Below are 16,515 nucleotides of genomic sequence, written 5' to 3'. Positions count from 1 at the left end.
AAACCATGATCTCAATTCAAAAAGTCGAATATGAACAAAAATCAATATTACGCAATCTTCTTGAGCTATACAAATATGATTTTAGTGAGTTCGACCCAGATGAGGATATAAATTCTAACGGATTATATGAATATAAATTTTTAGATCATTATTGGACGGAGAATGGCAGATATCCATTTTTCATCATGGTGGAAGGTAAATTAGCTGGGTTCGCTCTTGTAAGATCGTTGGGTAAAGACGAATCAAATAAGACGACATACTCGATGGCAGAATTTTTTGTGATGAGAAAATACAGGAAATCAAGAGTAGGCCAGACTGCAGCTCATAAAATTTTTGATAATTTCGGTGGGATCTGGAAAGTAGCTGAAATTGAAGCGAACATACCGGCTCAGACTTTCTGGAGGAAGACGATTGGAAAATATACGAATGGGAAGTACGAAGAAGTAAAAGAAGAAAATTGGGAAGGACCTATTCAAACATTCTCGACTTATAATGAATGAAAGGAATAGAGCATGAAAATATCGGATATGTCTTTGGATCGTATCTCATTGGATAATAAAGATTTGCTAACCCGCATTCTATTCCATGGAATTGAGGATGATGGCGAGAACGGCGATGTTATTTTTGTATTTGGCAGTGTGTCGGCCAGTAAATATCGGGTTCCACATGCCGTTGAATTATATAATTCTGGACGTTCCTCAAAGATATTAATGTCTGGTGGAGCATTCGAGGTGCCCGAAGCCATATTAATGAAGAATAGAGCCATCGAGCTCGGGGTACCCGAACAAGATATTATCGTCGAGACTCAGTCCAAGAACACGATAGATAATGTCCTGAAATCCAGAGAAGTACTGGATCCGTATTTCGGATTAAATCATATAAAAAGAATTCTGATCGTCACTACTTTTTACCATATCCGACGCTGCTACTTAACGCTGAAGACCTATTTGCCTGAACACATTGAGTACTCGTTATGCCCTGCTCGAGATAAGAGCACGAGACCTACGAACTGGTGGGAAAGTCAGCAAGGTACTCAAAGAGTAATGAAAGAAGTGGAAGGGCTTATCTATTACACGAAAAATGGTAAGATCCAAGATTTCGAAGTTTAACTCAATAAAAATACTTATACAAAAAATGCGAAAGTAGGCGTGGAAATGATCTATCGGAGAAAAACTTACATTGTCGCTAATTCCATTGTAGATGAGTTTAATTCCTTATTTAATGATGTCTTGTTACCAAGCCAGCTGAAGTATGGAGCCAGATTGATTGGAAGATGGCAAACTACATTGAATGAAGATACTAGTGAAATCTTTGCCATGTGGGAATATGATTCGTTAGAGCAATATGATGAGATTGAGAACAAGATAAAGTCCGACGAGGAACATATTAGCACGGTTCAAAAGCGATTTGATTCCATTGGAAGAAATAGACTAAAGGAAGCGTTGCAGGAAATTAAACAAGAGTTCTTCACAACAACAGTAGACAGGGGAAAGACCATTTTAAAGACTTTATCATAGCTAAAAGGTGGTAACAAACGATGAATTATAGAATCAGACCCATTGAAGCAGAAGATGTTGCATTCTTATGGGATATGTTGTACGAATCACTGTATGTTCCAGAAGGGCAGGAGCCGTTCAACAGAGAAATAATCAATGATCCACACCTTTCGAAGTATGTAGAAGGCTGGGGACGGAATGGAGATTTTGGATTCATAGCAATGGATGAACAAGACAAGCCGGTTGGATCGATAACAGCTCGATACTTTCATGAGAGTAATAAAGGCTTTGGATATGTCGATAATGACGTGCCGGAACTCGGAATGGCGATCTTAGCAGAATATAGAGGAATCGGAATTGGAAGCGCTTTGATGAATAAACTTTTTCAAGAAGCCAGGAAGAAGAACATTGAAAGAATCTCATTAAGTGTAGATCCACACAATGAAGCAGCAATGAAACTTTACCAGCGATTTTGCTTCAAAGAGACAGGTAAAGTAGGCACTTCCATAACCATGGTTGCAAATATAATTAAGTAATCTATACTCCAAGTTGGTGATCTTACGGATGAAGGAATCTGTAATTATAGAGCCTTATAATGATAACTGGCCCAAAATATATAATGAAATAAGATGTCAGATTGTAAGTCAATTGGGAAATACGATTCATAGGATAGATCATATAGGCTCTACAGCTGTAGTGGGATTAGCGGCTAAGCCTATTATTGATATACAAATATCAGTGCCCGCTCTGGACAATATCGAGGAAGTCAAATCTGGACTTCAAGAGATGGGTTTTCAACATCGTAAAGATAATCCTGATCTAACCAAGAGATATTTTAGAGAAAAAAGCGGCATGAGAAGGACTCATATTCACATACGCCAAAGTGGAAGTTGGTCAGAACAGCTGAATTTGCTGTTTAGAGATTATTTAAGAGAACATGAATATGCAAAAATGAAATACGCCGAGGTTAAATATGAACTCGCCAATCTGTATAAAGACGATAGAGATAAATATGTAGAAGGAAAAGCAGAAATCGTATGGGACATTTTAATGAATGCAAATCAATGGAGCCAGAAGGTGGGTTGGAAGCCGATTATAGAGGAGCTTTGAACCTAATTCACAGCAGTACATAGGATAACAAATTTCTAAATGAAGGAGTAGCGTCATGCACCCACCAAAGCATATCGTTTCGGCAGCTGCCGTTGTAGTCAATGATAATAACGAAATATTACTGATCAGAGGACCAAGAAGAGGCTGGGAAATGCCTGGAGGACAAGTAGAGATAGGAGAATCTTTGAGTCAGGCCGCAATACGAGAGACGAAGGAAGAATCAGGAATCGACATTGAAATTATTAATTTTTGCGGGATATTTCAGAATGTCGGGAACTCCATTTGTAATACATTATTTTTAGCAAAGCCCATCGGAGGCGAATTAACATGTTCACCGGAGAGCCTGGAATGTGGATTTTTCCCCATTGAAGAAGCGTTAGAGAAAGTACAATGGAAAGATTTTAGAAAAAGAATAGAGTATTGCTTGAAGCCCGAAACGCAGCCTTTTTGTATTGAATTTATGGATAATAACAATATTTGAACAATCCCCCCGCCTGACAATAATTTCAATATAGAGAATCAAACTTATTCGCAGCTTCAATCGTTATAGAGTTGATTCGTCAGTGAGATGATTGTCTAGAGAGGGAGAGAAAATGAAAACAACACAACGAGAACGAGACACAAAGCTAACTTGGTTGCTATTTGCAGTTTATATATTGCTGTTAACCTGGATTATCGTATTCAAAATGGCATTCTCAGCGCAGGATTTACCGGAGATCAGAAACATTAACCTTATTCCATTTGGTGAGTCGGTCATCGTTAACAATGAATTAGATATACAAGAGCTGCTATATAACATGATTGCTTTTGTTCCTGTTGGGATATATCTAAGCATGCTGACGAAGTGGTCATTTCTCAAAAGAGCAGCCACTATTGCAGCTATAAGTCTGGTATATGAACTGCTTCAATATTTGTTTGCCATTGGTGCAAGTGACATAACGGATCTAATCAACAATACGCTTGGTGGTGTTATTGGAATTGGGCTGTATCATTTACTGCTAAAGCTAGTCCGGACGAAGTTCAGAGCTGACAAGATTATTAACATCCTTGCGGCTGTTGGAACGATTGGCTTGATATTGTTTATGAGTTTGATTTTAATAGTGAATGGCTTTTAGAAGGATGAGGCTCTCGGGCCTAATTGAACCTTACAGGAACAATTAGAACTCGAGAGCCCTTGCTTTATAGGGATCACTTGTTGAATTAAAAGTTGTTTCAAGTAGATTTTGTTTGAACTAAATTTACAATTATTATATGATTTAGAATGCTGATGGAAATTTAAAGGGCTATAGAAATAACAGAAGAAGGTGAGGAAGCATATGGGTTCAAGGATCATGCACTTGATTATTGCCAATCGAATTGCAGAGAGCTTGTCCATTGAAGACCGGACGCTCTTCTTACTTGGAAGCGTGGCGCCTGATGCTGTGTCTCCGAAAGAATCATCCCATTTTTTCAAAGGCGAAGTACAGAATTATACAAGATTCATAGATTATAAAGGATTCTTACATAAATATAGCTCACAGGCGGAGCAACAGTATATATTAGGATATTTCACACATCTAATTGCGGATGATATCTGGCTCAGGGGATTTAACCTCTCATGGTTGAAAAACAGAATGGAAGCGGATCCAGATTTATACCCTATATATCATAAAGACTTTCAAACATTGAACGGGAAATTGTTAGAACACTATGGATTTACAAATATACTGAAGGAAATGCTCAGTGATGTTCCTGCCGTTATGGATTTGGAAGAAGTAACATCCAAGGACGTTGAGCACTTCCTCCCTTATGTACTAGGTGATATGGAATACGACAAAGACGAAGTCAACAAACAGCAGCTTCAAGTATTCACGATTGTTCAAATCTTGGGTTATATCGAAACATCGGTGGATATGGGACTGCTTCATTTAAAGCCAATGCTTGATGTGGTCTAATTTTAACCCCATAGAAAAATGCTGCGTGTTAAATATAATAAATAACAATGAGTAAAGGGGCAGTGCAATGTCCGAATATTATTGGGATACTCAAATCGAATACCTTAGAAATACGCGGTGGCTGTACTACAACGATGACTATCTAGAATTTCTGGTGCAAAAAGTGTGGAACATTCATAAGCCTGTAAATGTGGTCGATTACGGCTGCGGATATGGATACCTCGGTTTAAAGCTGCTGCCTTTATTGCCAGAAGGTTCGACCTATACCGGGATAGATAAAGGCCAGGATTTGATTAAGGAAGCAAAAGAATTATTCTCTCGCTTACCGTATACAACAGAATTTATCGTAGCTGACCTTGAAGAGCTGACTGTAAAAGGCAAGTATGATATTGCGATGAGTCACGCCTTTTTGTTACATATCGCTGAACCATCTATTATTCTTCAGAGGATGATCGATAGCGTAGTAGATTCGGGCAGGGTGATATGCTTTGAGCCTCATTGGATTTCAAATATGTCGAACTATTATTTCGAAGGGCAGGTACAATCCGATATCATACAGCTGGGGATACTTCAAAAGTTGTTTGAAGCAGACAGAAGAAGTAAGAGCAAAGACGGAAATATCGGCATGAGATTACCTGTACTTCTTAGCCAGCTAGGTTTACAGGACGTACAGTGCCGGGTCAGTGATCGGGTGAACTTTTTAGATCAGCATATGGATTTAGACATGAAGAATAAGCTTTTCGAAGCATTAAGTGCAGATGGATTAGGCCAAGATCCAGGTGATTACGAACAGGTTGAGATCAATCTGATAGAGAGAGGGTTGACAGCGGAAGAGGCAAGAAGGCAGTACGATGCTGAACGGTTATTCTCCAAACAATTTAATGATCAATCCTGGTTAACCTACGCACCCAACATGAAGATTTCCTTCGGGATTGTTAAGAGGTAGCAGTGTTGAACGCTGTGATCAGTAATAGGATAAAAAGATTTGGAGGGGCGAACGATGATGAATATGGATCAAATCTATCTAATCACCAGCATCCCTGGATATACTCCTCAGATCAGTCAGCTTATTTCCATGATGAATTATGTGAGATATACAACCTTAGAAGAAGTGAAGGGCTTATCGAAGGACCAGCTGGATTACCTGCTGGATACAGAGAGCAATTCCATAGGTGCTTTGTTATTACATGTTGCAGCTGTAGAATATGCGTATCAGGTCTCGACATATGAAAAAAGGTTTCTCAATGATGAGGAGCTATCCATTTGGGGTCCAGCACTTGAGTTAGGTTCGGCCGGGCAAGAACAGATCAGAGGGCATGAACTCACATTTTACCTTAACAAATTGGAAGAAGTAAGAAATAGAACACTCAATTATTTTAAGACCGTAAATGATGATTGGCTTCATCATGAGGAGCAATTCTGGTATGACAAACAAGCAAATTATTACTTTATGTGGTTCCACGTCTTTGAAGATGAAATCAATCATAGGGGACAAATCAGAATGATCAAAAAAAGAATGAAGGTATAACGATAAGTTAGCTACGCAGTTCATACAAGGAGGCTTATCCATGGACGAATTACAAGGTGTTCAGCGCCCGATGCATGCAGAACGAGTGAGTAAATGTGCTGCAGAATATGGCTTCACGGCATCGTGTGATGATCTAACAGGTAGCTTCCTTCGGATGTTAGCCGCAAATCGCAGGCAGAGCACCATTTTGGAATTAGGAACAGGTGTAGGTCACTCTACAGCTTGGCTTCTTGATGGAATGGATCAGGACAGCAGGCTGTATTCTGTTGAGATGGATGAGCAATGCTCGAATATTGCGAGGGAAGTGCTGGGGGATGATCCTCGGTTACATCTATTTGCTCAGGATGGCGGCGAATACATAGAACAACATAAATCCGAACAATATGATGTCATCTTCGCTGATACATGGCCAGGCAAGTTTTATCTGGTGGAAGAGGTGCTTGGTATGGTCAAGCCTGGAGGGCTGTATATCATTGATGATCTGAACCCGCAGCCGAATTGGCCTGAAGACCATGAGGATAAGGTATCCAAGCTAGTATCGTATCTGGAATCAAGAGAGGATTTCCATCTGTCTAAGCTCAATTGGTCAACAGGACTCATCTTGATGACGAAGAAGAGCTGACTAAGAGCAATCAATGACCTCGACCGATATCAAGCTATGTATAGTTAGAAGTTAATTCAGACTGGAGGCGGAGCAGTATGGAGAATAAAGAAACCTTCAATTATATCGTTAGTGAATACGAGAGGTTCAGACCCGCTTATCCCAAAGAAATGTTCGATGATATTGCTGATTATTGCAGCCTGAAACAAGACCAAAAGATCTTAGAAATCGGCTGTGGAACAGGCCAAGCGACTGGAGGCTTCTTGGATAAAGGCTTTACGGATATCACCTGTGTTGAGCTTGGTGACCAACTAGCACAGTTCACTGCAGAGAAATTCAAAGGGTATCCCTCAGTAAAAGTACTACATACCGCGTTTGAGGATTGGAATGGAGAGGGTTCACCTTTTGACCTCGCGATTTCGGGAACGGCCTTTCATTTCATTGAGCCTGAATTCGGATACCGGAGAGTGTGGGAGCTGCTTAAACATAACGGTTCAATGGCTTTCTTCTGGACGGTACATGTTCCGATGTACGATGACCTCCACCAGGAAATTCGTCTTCACTACCGCGAACTTGCTCCTCATTTGGATGACGCTGCGCTGCCTACTCCTGAGGAGATCATTGAAGACAGAAGAGTGATTACTGACAAGTCGGGGTTCTTTAACCATCTGCTTGTAAAAGAGTATAGGGAAATACATACACTCACCAGCTCCGCTTATGTATCCTTGCTGAATACAAACTCCAAGCACAGACAGCTTCCAAATCCCGTTAAAGATGAGTTGTTCCACCGTATTCAGGAGTCGGTTGACCGAGCAGGTGGTACAATTCATAAGGAGCATAGAGTTGCCTTATATTTAGCGGCAAAAGCTTAGCTGATTGTGAAAAGTATACAAGATGGTTTTTCTCTATTAAGGAGAGAAAGCCATCTTTTTTTTGCACTTCCGTATCTGAAGATCGAAGCGAGATTTATTCTAACCGTCAGTGCATTGGATCTTTGTTTCAGATTCATTTAAGCAACCCTTTATATACTCAGCCTTAGAATATATGTAAAGGGGACTTCTTATGAGAGCCGATCTGAAGCTTGGTCAAATACGGAAAAGAAAAGGGATGTTCATCTCCATAATGATTCTAATCATCGTGGGGGTTATATTATATGGACTTGCTGATCGCTATCTTATTGAGCACGTTGAGGTTGTGGTCACGGATGAGACAGCGGAGTCTAATCAAGCAGCTAGTACAGCCGAGTCTAATCAAGCAGCTAGTACAGCCGAGTCTAGCAATACCTCTGCATCCACTACTGAGGCGGAGTATGATGACTGGAATTATACGAGTGATGATATTCAGATTCAGATTGACCAGGTACAAACGGGTACGGGTGAGGACCAAATTACTTACTATGTTGCCGATGTGGTACTCAAAAATGCGGATCTCTTACGCACAGCATTCGCGAATGACAGCTTTGGAACGAATATTATCGAGAATACCTCGGATATTGCTTCAGGCAAAAATGCGATCTTCGCGATCAATGGAGACTACTATGGATTCCGAAGCGATGGAGTCATTATTCGCAATGGAACGCTCTATCGAGACAGCCCGGTGAGAGATGCGATGGTATTGTTTGCGGATGGCTCCATGCAGACGTATAACGAGACCGAAGTTTCTTCCTCTGAGCTGCTGGCTGACAGGGCAGTCCATACGCTCTCCTTTGGACCGATTCTCATACAGGACGGTGAGATCACGGGAGATTTTAGTCATGTCAAGATTGACAGCAATTTCGGCAACCGTTCCATTCAGGCTGCGAACCCGCGGACAGCGATCGGTATGATTGAACCGAATCATTATGTTTTTGTCGTGGTGGATGGGCGAAATAAAGGCTACAGTCGCGGAATGACGCTGGACGAGCTTGCACAGCTAATGGATAACCTCGGTGCAACAGAGGCTTATAATCTGGACGGCGGCGGCTCCTCTACGATGGTATTCATGGGCAGGGTCGTGAACAATCCTCAAGGTAAAAATGAAGAACGCGGGGTCAGCGATATCCTGTATGTAGCGGAGGGAGAATGAGATGACCATTCTAATTCCAGCCTATGAACCGGATGACCGCTTGCTTGATTTAATTATTCAGCTTCTAAGCTGTGAGCTGGGCCCAATTGTCGTTATCGACGATGGCAGTGGTCCGGCATACAGTAAGATTTTTACATTGGTAGAATCCCTAAGGTGTACCGTCCTCACGCATGAGACCAATCTGGGTAAAGGACGCGCATTAAAAACAGGCTTTGCGCATATTCAGAGAGCCGGACTCCCGGGCCCCATCATTACGGCCGACAGTGACGGTCAGCATCTTCCACATGATATACAGCGGATATATGAAGCCGTGCAGAAGCAGACAGTACCTGGCATGGTGCTCGGCAGCCGGCGCTTCAGCGGCAAGGTACCTCTCCGAAGCCGGTTCGGGAATACGGTCACGAGAGCTGTTTTTAAACTGACGACAGGAAATAAAGTATACGATACACAGACGGGACTGCGCGGATTTCCCTTATCCATGCTGAGCTGGCTCTCAGATCTCCCTGGCGAGCGATTCGAATATGAGATGAACATGCTGCTGACCGCGAACACAGCAGGCTATCCTATTACAGAGGAATATATAGATACGGTTTATTTGGATGAGAATAAATCTTCTCACTTTCGTCCTGTTGCCGATTCGCTGCGGATCTATTATCCGATTCTGCTGTTCAGCACTTCGTCGCTGATCTCTGCACTTCTTGATTTTGCGTTATTGTTCATCGTTCATTATTTCAGCAGCAGTCTATTATTATCGGTGGTCGTTGCAAGGCTGTGCAGTTCTGTATTCAACTATTCTATGAATCGAAGATATGTGTTCACGGGAGGCCATACGAAGAGAGTTTATCAATCTTTTCCCAAGTACTTTGCACTTGTCCTGCTCATATTGCTGCTGAATTATGGACTGTTGTACTTTTACAATGAAAAATTAATCATTCCGCTGCTTGCTGCGAAGATACTGACGGAGGTATCCATCTTTGTGTTCAGCTACTGGGCACAGCGCAGGTTCGTCTATTAATCAACCGATTAGCTTAAATGCTTGAGGAGATTGGTTGTGGAAAATGGATATTCCGTGTTTAATGAGAATGTGGGGATAAGCGTGCTGCTGGTCCTCTAAGCGCATAGGAACTTGTCCTATTGAAGTCGGGAGGAATAAAGATGGAAATATCGATTGTTCAGCACAATGGAGTTGAGGTTGCTATTGTAAGTGATATGGATGTATTAATTGAAGATGTTCAATCCGCCTTGGATCTTATGGCAACGGTGAAGTATGAGACAGGTTCGAGCCGAATTGTCCTGCATAAATCAGCAATAGCGGAGCCGTTTTTTGATCTGAAGACGAAGCTGGCCGGTGAGATCATGCAGAAGTTTGTAAATTACCAGACGACGATCGCGATCGTGGGTGATTTTTCAATCTATGAGAGCAAGAGTCTGAAGGACTTTATATATGAGAGCAATAAGGGCCGACATATCTTTTTCCTGGATCATGAGGAGCAGGCGGTTGAGAAATTAAGCAGGGTATAACATGCCACGCCAAAAAGATAGACTGCCAAGTGCAATTCATAATCGCAGATCTGAAATGTGGAGGAAGGGAGTAATGTCTTGAGCAAAGTACGGGTCATACCGGCGGGTTCGGCTGATGTCGAGAGGGTTAATTATATTTTTGAGAAGACCATACCGGATACGTTTGAAAAAGAAGGCATCGCCCATCTGGAAGAGGATCTTTCCGGGGAAATTGAGCTTAAGAAAAAGCTCCTTCAAAGGGCGCTTCAATCGGATGCTGCAGATACTCTTTTTCTCGCAGCGATGCAGGATGATGTGGTCGTAGGCACCATCTCGTATTCGCCTTGTGGAGAGGATATTAAAGTGTGCACCGAGCATGCACTGGATCATGTGGGTGAGCTCGGCAGTTTATATGTGCTCCCCAGTTATCAGGGGCAGGGGATAGGCTCTGCATTGATCAAGGCGCTGCTGACTCTACTGAATGAACAGGGAGTCGAACAGTTTTGTCTGGACAGCGGATATAAGCGGGCACAGCAGAAGTGGCTGCGAAAATTCGGCAAGCCGTATGCTGTTGTAGAGGATTACTGGGGACCTGGCTCCGTGCACATGGTATGGCTCTGTCAGGTGAACGATTTTATCGACAAGTAGTCTTAATCGAAGCAGGTGATGACATGTTGCTGGCATTATTGTTTATTTGTTCTATTTTATCTCTACTTTTTATTTTCAAATCGGAAGATGGACAGTATTGGTCTAAGCTAGCTCTTTTTGTGTTTGGGTATTCCTTGATCCTGAGTGTTTTTTTGCTGAACGACACTTGGAGCGGAGGACTTAGTTTTATATTAGAGCTCCTTCCAGCAAGCACTTATAATGAGAACGTAGAGCTTCTAATGGGGATATCAATAATTTCTCTGTTATGTTATTTTGGATTCAAGGCTTATAGAAAATAATGAAGCTTATGCAAAAAGGAGGTCCGATAGGGATCTCTTTTTTATAGCTTAAAAAATACTTAAGTACGTGTAGGAGCAGACAGATGAGCAAATATTTAATCGGTGTTGATCTCGGCGGGACTAATACGAAAGCAGCGATTTACTCGAAACAATTTGAGACAGTAACAGAGCTGAGCGTGGCGACGGAAGCTGCAAAAGGGCCAGCATATGTATTATCCAATATCGCAGAAACGGTGCAAAAACTGCTCGCTTCCGTAAATTTGTCGCAGGAGGATATTGAGGTTATGGGAATGGGAATTCCAGGACTACTGGATCCTCAAGCAGGGTTCTCTATTTTTTCGCCGAATTTTCCAGATTGGGAAAACATCCCGGTTGTGGATCGTATGAAGGAGCATTTCAATTTCCCTGTCTATATAGATAATGATGTACGTGTAAATCTATATGGAGAATGGCGTCATGGGGCAGGAGCAGGCTACCAGAACATCTTTCTGATTACACTGGGTACAGGGCTTGGATCTGGGATTGTCTGCGGTGGACAGGTTCTCTATGGCACGACCTCCAGCGCAGGTGAGATTGGACACATGAATATGTATAGAGAAGGACGTCCTTGCAAATGCGGCAGCTCAGGGTGTCTTGGCAGATATGCTTCGGCAGTCGGAATGGTGAATACGCTGCTTGAGAAGCTGGCTGCTGGTCAGCAGAGTATGATTCAGGATTGGGTACAGGGGGATTATACCCACATCACAGCCAAGATGATCTCAGATGCTTACGATCTGGAGGATCAGACCGCCAGGGAAGTAATGCAGGAGACAGGTGAAATTCTCGGGTTCGGTTTAGCTAACGTCATTAATCTATTTAATCCCGAGATTGTTATTGTTGGAGGAGGTATGTCTGCAGCAGGAGAGCGTTTGCTGGGGACGGTGAGAGAAACGGTTCATCGTCATGCGTTGAAGCTGTCGAGAGAAGCCTGCAGAATTGAACCAGCCCGGCTTGGTGGAAGAGCAGGAATGTTTGGCGCAGCAGCGTATGCATTAGATAGATTACAACACGGATAAAAAGGAGTATTGCGATGAGTCAATATCTGCTCGATATTCGTTGGGAAGAAAAGAATGACAAGGTAGATGTTCTGCTTAAGCCAGGCAGTTCTCCCGAGATGACGGCGTTAGAAGCGGGTCTTGAAGCCCAAGTCTTCCAGATCGTGCCCGATGAAGAGGAAAACAGCCTTGTGCTCAAAATATGGAATCGCGATTCCAGACCGGATATCCGGCGCCAATATAAACTGCTTGAGCTTCTGCATAGCTATGGGATGCCCGTGTCCAGGCCGCTTGGCTGGGGTTATGATCTGAACGGCAATCAGGTTCTGCTTACTCCTTATGATGGAGCACCGGTTACCCGATTGGGTGCAGCGGTTGTTCGTAAGCTCGCCAAAATGTTGACCGATATACATAAGCTGCCGGTAGATACGGAGTTCGGCGACTTATTGCCGGAATACGATTTTATGTTCTATTTCTATCCGGCAATCGATCAGCATGAGGATATCAAGCGGCTGCTGATGCCGCTGCTGGAGCGTGCAAATCTCAATCATCATAGTGTGATTCACGGTGATTTTAATCTCGGCAATGTTTTGGAGCAGGAAGGTCAATACAAGATCATCGATTGGACCAATGGGCAGCTGGGAGATGCAAGATATGATATCGCCTGGTCTGTCATTGTTATGCGGATATTTGCAGGAGAACGGAATGCAGCCGTGTATCGAGCCGCTTGTTTATCTGCAACCGCTTATACGGATGAAGAGCTGGAGCTGTTTGAAGCGATTGCGACACTCAGAGGAGTGCTGCTCAGCAGAGGGAGCGATCTTTTAAAAGGAAAGGACATGTTGAAGCGGGTCAGAAACATACTAAATGAAAACAAGTACCTGACAGCGGATGTTATTGTGTGATATAAGCAACTATGATAAAGAGAGCCAAAATCTGTAAGAGTTTAACGAATTGTTAACCTAGCTTTACAGTGTCTGGCTCTCTTTTTGAAGTTTATACGATCAGAGATTTTCTACTTCCAATTTTCCGCAATAAATTCATCACGGCCTGATTTCTCACGGTCTTCCTTATAATGCTTCTGATTCTTCTTATGGAAGTCCTGATGATATTCTTCGGCAGGGTAGAATGTAGCCGCTGGCAGGATCTCAGTGACAATCGGTTTATCAAACCGCCCGCTTTCTGCTACCTCTTTTTTGGAAGCCAGAGCAAGCTCTCGCTGATGCTCATTATGATAAAAAACTGCTGTCTTATACTGACTGCCGCGATCTTGAAATTGCCCGCCTTCGTCTGTCGGATCAATCTGAGGCCAGAACAACTCCAGCAGCTTCTCGTATGGAAACAGCTCTGGATCAAAAGTAATTTCGACGACTTCATAGTGACCTGTCGTTCCGGTCTTGACCTGTTCATATGTGGGATTCTCTACAGTACCCCCTGTGTAACCTGATACGATACCGTGGATGCCAGGCAGCTCCTCAAATGGAGTAACCATGCACCAGAAGCATCCGCCTGCAAATGTCGCTTTTTCCATGTGTCCAACCTCTTTCAGTAAGTCTACTAATGTATAGTTGTCCTTCAGTATACCAAAATTCCTTCCGCTGGGGACAGATATGTTCGCAATTCTAATTCATTATTCAAGTAGGTGTTTGTATTTATTTTCCATCTATGTTAGCTTTTTAGTATAACCAACCTCGTTGGTTGGTATTATCTAGCTGGAGGGATGAACTTGAGCCGTATCGCCAAAAACCTTACCGAGCTTATCGGAAATACACCTCTCTTAGAATTAAGTCATTTTTCAAAAGTCCAACAAATTGAATCTACTATGTATGCCAAGCTAGAGTACTTTAATCCAGCAGGAAGTGTCAAAGATAGAATTGGCTATGCCATGATTAAAGATGCGGAGGAACGCGGGCTTATTACACAGGATTCAATTCTTATCGAACCGACCAGCGGCAATACTGGTGTGGGATTGGCATTTGCTGCAGCTGCCCTAGGATATAAATTGATAATTACGCTTCCGGAGAGCTTTAGTATAGAGCGTCGTAAGCTGCTTACTGCATTAGGAGCTGAATTAATACTTACACCGGCACAAGAGGGAATGGCTGGAGCAATCAAGAAGGCCGAGGAACTAGCTGCAGAAACACCTGGCTCCTATATACCTCAGCAATTCAAGAACCCAGCTAATCCAGCAATACATAAACAGACGACAGCTGAAGAAATATGGAGAGATACAGAAGGCAACATTGATATCTTCGTTGCGGGTGTAGGTACTGGAGGTACCATCTCCGGGGTTGGTGAATTTCTGAAGAATAAGAACAAGAGCATTCAGGTCGTTGCTGTGGAGCCTTATGATTCTCCAGTGCTGTCAGGCGGCAAAAAGGGACTGCATTCCATACAAGGCATTGGTGCCGGATTTATTCCAGACAACTTTAACCGATCTGTCATTGATGAGATTGTCACGGTTAGAAATGATGAAGCGATGCAAGTTTCTAGGCTGCTAGCTAGAAGTGAAGGGCTTCTTGTGGGTATATCCTCTGGGGCAGCAGTGTCTGCTGCATTAACCCTTGCAAAGAGGCCTGAGAATAAAGGGAAGGCGATAGTCGTCATTCTCCCTGATACAGGTGAGAGATATTTATCTACCGCCTTATATCCAGATGTATAACACACTAAAATGAAAGGGGCTGCCTTCATGAGACCCGTTGTTGGAATCCTGGGAACGATTCATAATGAGAGCCTGAGAGAGCAGTATCATTGTTCTCTTGATCTATATCGAGAAATGATCCATCGCTTTAAGCCTGACCTGATCTGCGGTGAAGTTCATCCTGACAGTTGGCAGAAGTATTTGAATAACAAGCATGAGCAGGGATACTGGGGCGAGCCAGCGAGTGAGTACTGGGAGCTAATCTTTCCTTATTGTGAGGAGCATGGGGTAGAGTTTGTGCCTATTGACTGGTTTGAGCTGGATGTATGGAATGATTTTGATCCTTTTGTGCCTTTTCCAGAAGAGAAACGTCAAGAGCTTGAGAAGCTGGATGATGAATGGTTCCAAATGCAGATGGATACTTGGTCATATGGCAATATTCCATTTAACTCCGCAGAATTTGATCAAGTAACGAAGCAAAAATATGAATGGATGTATGAGGTTAATCCGACAGCAGTGAATTTTAGATGGATCGTCAGGAATCAGATTATGATTCGGCGGGCAAAGAATGCGATCAAGGCAAATCCGCAACGAAAAATACTATGTGTCGTTGGCGCAGACCATAATTATCTTTTTCATGAAGGGCTGAAGAGTGAGCAAATTCTTCTTCAATATCCGCTATAGGAGGGGTAGGAGAGTAGAAAAAATGAGATGTTTTACGGTGGATTTATACAACGAAATGCAGGTAAGAGGCTGCATGGGAAGTTACTTCGAATCGGAGGAACAGCGCCAAGAGGAGATGCAATGGCTAGCTGCAGAAGGCAGGGACTTCTATCAGGAGTCACGAGACCGATTTGAATGGCTGCGCCCTCATATGCTGCAATTCTTGCCTGATCACTTGTTAAAGTACGTATATGACGAGAGCATTATGGATTGCTATATACATAGCCCGGAGATGAAGGCAGAGATCGGCGCATGGAAGAAGGAGTGGGACCATAAATGGAAAACAATCTGCGACAGATACTGGGAACACTACAACTCCATACAAGAGCAGCTGCCAGCAGAGGTTCGAAGATTAGATAAGGAATTTCACTTGCATGATGCTAGAATTATAGATGTAAGGACGGATCATCAACAGGCAGATATTCTTCTTGACGTCGTCGGATACTCTAAGCACCAGTACCAATTATGCTTTACCGGAGTGAAGGTGTTTAATAACTACCCGGGGATTATGAAGGATGTCTTGCTATACCCTGAAATTGATATAACTGAAGGAGGTTTATTTGAGATTCGAATACTGATGAACAGCATGAATATTTTTCACATTATAGCCAGCGATTTGAGTATTGAGATCATACCTGTGCAGACAAATAGCTGAACACATATGTATTCACGAAAGGAAACATTTATGGAACAAGTCATGATTTCTTCATACAACGCAGAGTGGAAGCAGGACTACGAGCATGAACAGAAGAAAATACGATATAGCTTCGAAAGTCTTCCTGTCTTCATTGAACATATCGGCAGCACCGCTGTTCCTGGTATGGACTCCAAGCCTACCATTGATATGATGGCCGGGGTAGAAGAGCTTAGTCTCGTGAATGAGACAATTATTCAGCGTTTGGACGAGATCGGATATGAATATGTACATAAGCCTGAA

At 42.8% G+C, this 16,515-nt stretch carries 23 protein-coding genes; 22 read left to right on the top strand and 1 reads right to left on the bottom strand.

Annotated features, from left to right (window positions below; all coding sequences use genetic code 11):
• Positions 1-5: 5 nt before the first annotated feature.
• From TCA2_RS12880 to TCA2_RS12790, 18 genes are all read left to right on the top strand, one after another.
• Entirely contained in the window at positions 6-500 is a 495-nt protein-coding gene (locus TCA2_RS12880; protein ID WP_081872482.1) for a GNAT family N-acetyltransferase, read from the top strand.
• A 12-nt stretch (positions 501-512) separates the two neighbouring features.
• The gene (locus TCA2_RS12875; protein ID WP_047912034.1) at positions 513-1,109 is read left to right on the top strand and encodes a YdcF family protein; all 597 of its coding nucleotides are present in this window, start codon (positions 513-515) and stop codon (positions 1,107-1,109) included.
• 45 nt (positions 1,110-1,154) lie between these two features.
• Entirely contained in the window at positions 1,155-1,517 is a 363-nt protein-coding gene (locus TCA2_RS12870; RefSeq protein ID WP_047912033.1) for an NIPSNAP family protein, read from the top strand.
• 20 nt (positions 1,518-1,537) lie between these two features.
• Positions 1,538-2,032, top strand: a complete 495-nt coding sequence (locus TCA2_RS12865) for a GNAT family N-acetyltransferase (RefSeq protein WP_047912032.1) — start codon at positions 1,538-1,540, stop codon at positions 2,030-2,032.
• A 28-nt stretch (positions 2,033-2,060) separates the two neighbouring features.
• The gene (locus TCA2_RS12860) at positions 2,061-2,606 is read left to right on the top strand and encodes a GrpB family protein (RefSeq protein ID WP_047912031.1); all 546 of its coding nucleotides are present in this window, start codon (positions 2,061-2,063) and stop codon (positions 2,604-2,606) included.
• 55 nt (positions 2,607-2,661) lie between these two features.
• Positions 2,662-3,087 (top strand): NUDIX hydrolase, encoded by a 426-nt coding sequence (locus TCA2_RS12855; RefSeq protein WP_047912030.1) that lies wholly within the window; start codon positions 2,662-2,664, stop codon positions 3,085-3,087.
• 112 nt (positions 3,088-3,199) lie between these two features.
• Positions 3,200-3,721: a VanZ family protein gene (locus TCA2_RS12850; protein WP_047912029.1), complete on the top strand. Its 522-nt coding sequence runs from the start codon at positions 3,200-3,202 to the stop codon at positions 3,719-3,721.
• A gap of 201 nt (positions 3,722-3,922) precedes the next feature.
• Positions 3,923-4,540 (top strand): zinc dependent phospholipase C family protein, encoded by a 618-nt coding sequence (locus tag TCA2_RS12845; protein WP_047912028.1) that lies wholly within the window; start codon positions 3,923-3,925, stop codon positions 4,538-4,540.
• Positions 4,541-4,607: 67 nt separating this feature from the next.
• Positions 4,608-5,486, top strand: a complete 879-nt coding sequence (locus TCA2_RS12840; RefSeq protein WP_047912027.1) for a class I SAM-dependent methyltransferase — start codon at positions 4,608-4,610, stop codon at positions 5,484-5,486.
• A 54-nt stretch (positions 5,487-5,540) separates the two neighbouring features.
• Entirely contained in the window at positions 5,541-6,068 is a 528-nt protein-coding gene (locus TCA2_RS12835) for a DinB family protein (RefSeq protein ID WP_081872481.1), read from the top strand.
• Positions 6,069-6,108: 40 nt separating this feature from the next.
• Complete coding sequence (locus TCA2_RS12830; protein ID WP_047912026.1) at positions 6,109-6,690, top strand: O-methyltransferase; 582 nt, start codon at positions 6,109-6,111, stop codon at positions 6,688-6,690.
• A 77-nt stretch (positions 6,691-6,767) separates the two neighbouring features.
• Entirely contained in the window at positions 6,768-7,541 is a 774-nt protein-coding gene (locus TCA2_RS12825; protein ID WP_047912025.1) for a bifunctional 2-polyprenyl-6-hydroxyphenol methylase/3-demethylubiquinol 3-O-methyltransferase UbiG, read from the top strand.
• Between the two features lie 190 nt (positions 7,542-7,731).
• Positions 7,732-8,733: a phosphodiester glycosidase family protein gene (locus tag TCA2_RS12820; protein ID WP_047912024.1), complete on the top strand. Its 1,002-nt coding sequence runs from the start codon at positions 7,732-7,734 to the stop codon at positions 8,731-8,733.
• Position 8,734: 1 nt separating this feature from the next.
• On the top strand, positions 8,735-9,748 hold the full coding sequence (locus TCA2_RS12815) for a GtrA family protein (RefSeq protein WP_047912023.1): 1,014 nt from the start codon (positions 8,735-8,737) through the stop codon (positions 9,746-9,748).
• Between the two features lie 140 nt (positions 9,749-9,888).
• Positions 9,889-10,254 (top strand): DUF4180 domain-containing protein, encoded by a 366-nt coding sequence (locus tag TCA2_RS12810; protein ID WP_047912022.1) that lies wholly within the window; start codon positions 9,889-9,891, stop codon positions 10,252-10,254.
• Between the two features lie 78 nt (positions 10,255-10,332).
• On the top strand, positions 10,333-10,881 hold the full coding sequence (locus TCA2_RS12805) for a GNAT family N-acetyltransferase (protein ID WP_047912021.1): 549 nt from the start codon (positions 10,333-10,335) through the stop codon (positions 10,879-10,881).
• Between the two features lie 382 nt (positions 10,882-11,263).
• Positions 11,264-12,235, top strand: coding sequence for an ROK family protein (locus TCA2_RS12795; RefSeq protein ID WP_047912019.1), 972 nt, complete (start codon positions 11,264-11,266; stop codon positions 12,233-12,235).
• Between the two features lie 14 nt (positions 12,236-12,249).
• Positions 12,250-13,119 carry a phosphotransferase family protein gene (locus TCA2_RS12790; RefSeq protein WP_047912018.1) on the top strand — a complete coding sequence of 290 codons (870 nt, stop codon included), beginning with the start codon at positions 12,250-12,252 and terminating at the stop codon, positions 13,117-13,119.
• Between the two features lie 110 nt (positions 13,120-13,229).
• Here the strand turns inward: TCA2_RS12790 and msrA are convergent, their stop codons facing one another.
• Positions 13,230-13,745, bottom strand: coding sequence for a peptide-methionine (S)-S-oxide reductase MsrA (gene msrA, locus TCA2_RS12785; protein WP_047912017.1), 516 nt, complete (start codon positions 13,743-13,745; stop codon positions 13,230-13,232).
• Positions 13,746-13,940: 195 nt separating this feature from the next.
• Between msrA and cysK the strand changes: the two genes are divergently transcribed.
• The 4 genes from cysK to TCA2_RS12765 all read left to right on the top strand — a co-directional run.
• A complete protein-coding gene (gene cysK, locus TCA2_RS12780) occupies positions 13,941-14,876 on the top strand; it encodes a cysteine synthase A (protein WP_047912016.1) in 936 nt (311 codons plus the stop codon).
• Positions 14,877-14,903: 27 nt separating this feature from the next.
• Positions 14,904-15,539, top strand: coding sequence for a hypothetical protein (locus TCA2_RS12775; protein WP_047912015.1), 636 nt, complete (start codon positions 14,904-14,906; stop codon positions 15,537-15,539).
• Between the two features lie 22 nt (positions 15,540-15,561).
• Positions 15,562-16,233, top strand: coding sequence for a DUF4085 family protein (locus TCA2_RS12770; protein ID WP_047912014.1), 672 nt, complete (start codon positions 15,562-15,564; stop codon positions 16,231-16,233).
• A 30-nt stretch (positions 16,234-16,263) separates the two neighbouring features.
• Positions 16,264-16,515 (top strand): GrpB family protein (locus tag TCA2_RS12765; RefSeq protein WP_047912013.1); only part of this gene is annotated, 252 nt, incomplete at its 3' end.

The sequence above is a fragment of the Paenibacillus sp. TCA20 genome (assembly GCF_000732325.1).
GTDB lineage: Bacteria > Bacillota > Bacilli > Paenibacillales > Paenibacillaceae > Paenibacillus > Paenibacillus urinalis.
This window is presented reverse-complemented; position numbering and strand designations above follow the sequence as displayed.

Coding starts and splice junctions, on each gene's coding strand:
- TCA2_RS12880 (WP_081872482.1), top strand. CDS start 6: ATGATCTCAATTCAAAAAGTCGAATATGAACAAAAATCAATATTACGC.
- TCA2_RS12875 (WP_047912034.1), top strand. CDS start 513: ATGAAAATATCGGATATGTCTTTGGATCGTATCTCATTGGATAATAAA.
- TCA2_RS12870 (WP_047912033.1), top strand. CDS start 1,155: ATGATCTATCGGAGAAAAACTTACATTGTCGCTAATTCCATTGTAGAT.
- TCA2_RS12865 (WP_047912032.1), top strand. CDS start 1,538: ATGAATTATAGAATCAGACCCATTGAAGCAGAAGATGTTGCATTCTTA.
- TCA2_RS12860 (WP_047912031.1), top strand. CDS start 2,061: ATGAAGGAATCTGTAATTATAGAGCCTTATAATGATAACTGGCCCAAA.
- TCA2_RS12855 (WP_047912030.1), top strand. CDS start 2,662: ATGCACCCACCAAAGCATATCGTTTCGGCAGCTGCCGTTGTAGTCAAT.
- TCA2_RS12850 (WP_047912029.1), top strand. CDS start 3,200: ATGAAAACAACACAACGAGAACGAGACACAAAGCTAACTTGGTTGCTA.
- TCA2_RS12845 (WP_047912028.1), top strand. CDS start 3,923: ATGGGTTCAAGGATCATGCACTTGATTATTGCCAATCGAATTGCAGAG.
- TCA2_RS12840 (WP_047912027.1), top strand. CDS start 4,608: ATGTCCGAATATTATTGGGATACTCAAATCGAATACCTTAGAAATACG.
- TCA2_RS12835 (WP_081872481.1), top strand. CDS start 5,541: ATGATGAATATGGATCAAATCTATCTAATCACCAGCATCCCTGGATAT.
- TCA2_RS12830 (WP_047912026.1), top strand. CDS start 6,109: ATGGACGAATTACAAGGTGTTCAGCGCCCGATGCATGCAGAACGAGTG.
- TCA2_RS12825 (WP_047912025.1), top strand. CDS start 6,768: ATGGAGAATAAAGAAACCTTCAATTATATCGTTAGTGAATACGAGAGG.
- TCA2_RS12820 (WP_047912024.1), top strand. CDS start 7,732: ATGAGAGCCGATCTGAAGCTTGGTCAAATACGGAAAAGAAAAGGGATG.
- TCA2_RS12815 (WP_047912023.1), top strand. CDS start 8,735: ATGACCATTCTAATTCCAGCCTATGAACCGGATGACCGCTTGCTTGAT.
- TCA2_RS12810 (WP_047912022.1), top strand. CDS start 9,889: ATGGAAATATCGATTGTTCAGCACAATGGAGTTGAGGTTGCTATTGTA.
- TCA2_RS12795 (WP_047912019.1), top strand. CDS start 11,264: ATGAGCAAATATTTAATCGGTGTTGATCTCGGCGGGACTAATACGAAA.
- TCA2_RS12790 (WP_047912018.1), top strand. CDS start 12,250: ATGAGTCAATATCTGCTCGATATTCGTTGGGAAGAAAAGAATGACAAG.
- msrA (WP_047912017.1), bottom strand. CDS start 13,745: ATGGAAAAAGCGACATTTGCAGGCGGATGCTTCTGGTGCATGGTTACT.
- TCA2_RS12775 (WP_047912015.1), top strand. CDS start 14,904: ATGAGACCCGTTGTTGGAATCCTGGGAACGATTCATAATGAGAGCCTG.
- TCA2_RS12770 (WP_047912014.1), top strand. CDS start 15,562: ATGAGATGTTTTACGGTGGATTTATACAACGAAATGCAGGTAAGAGGC.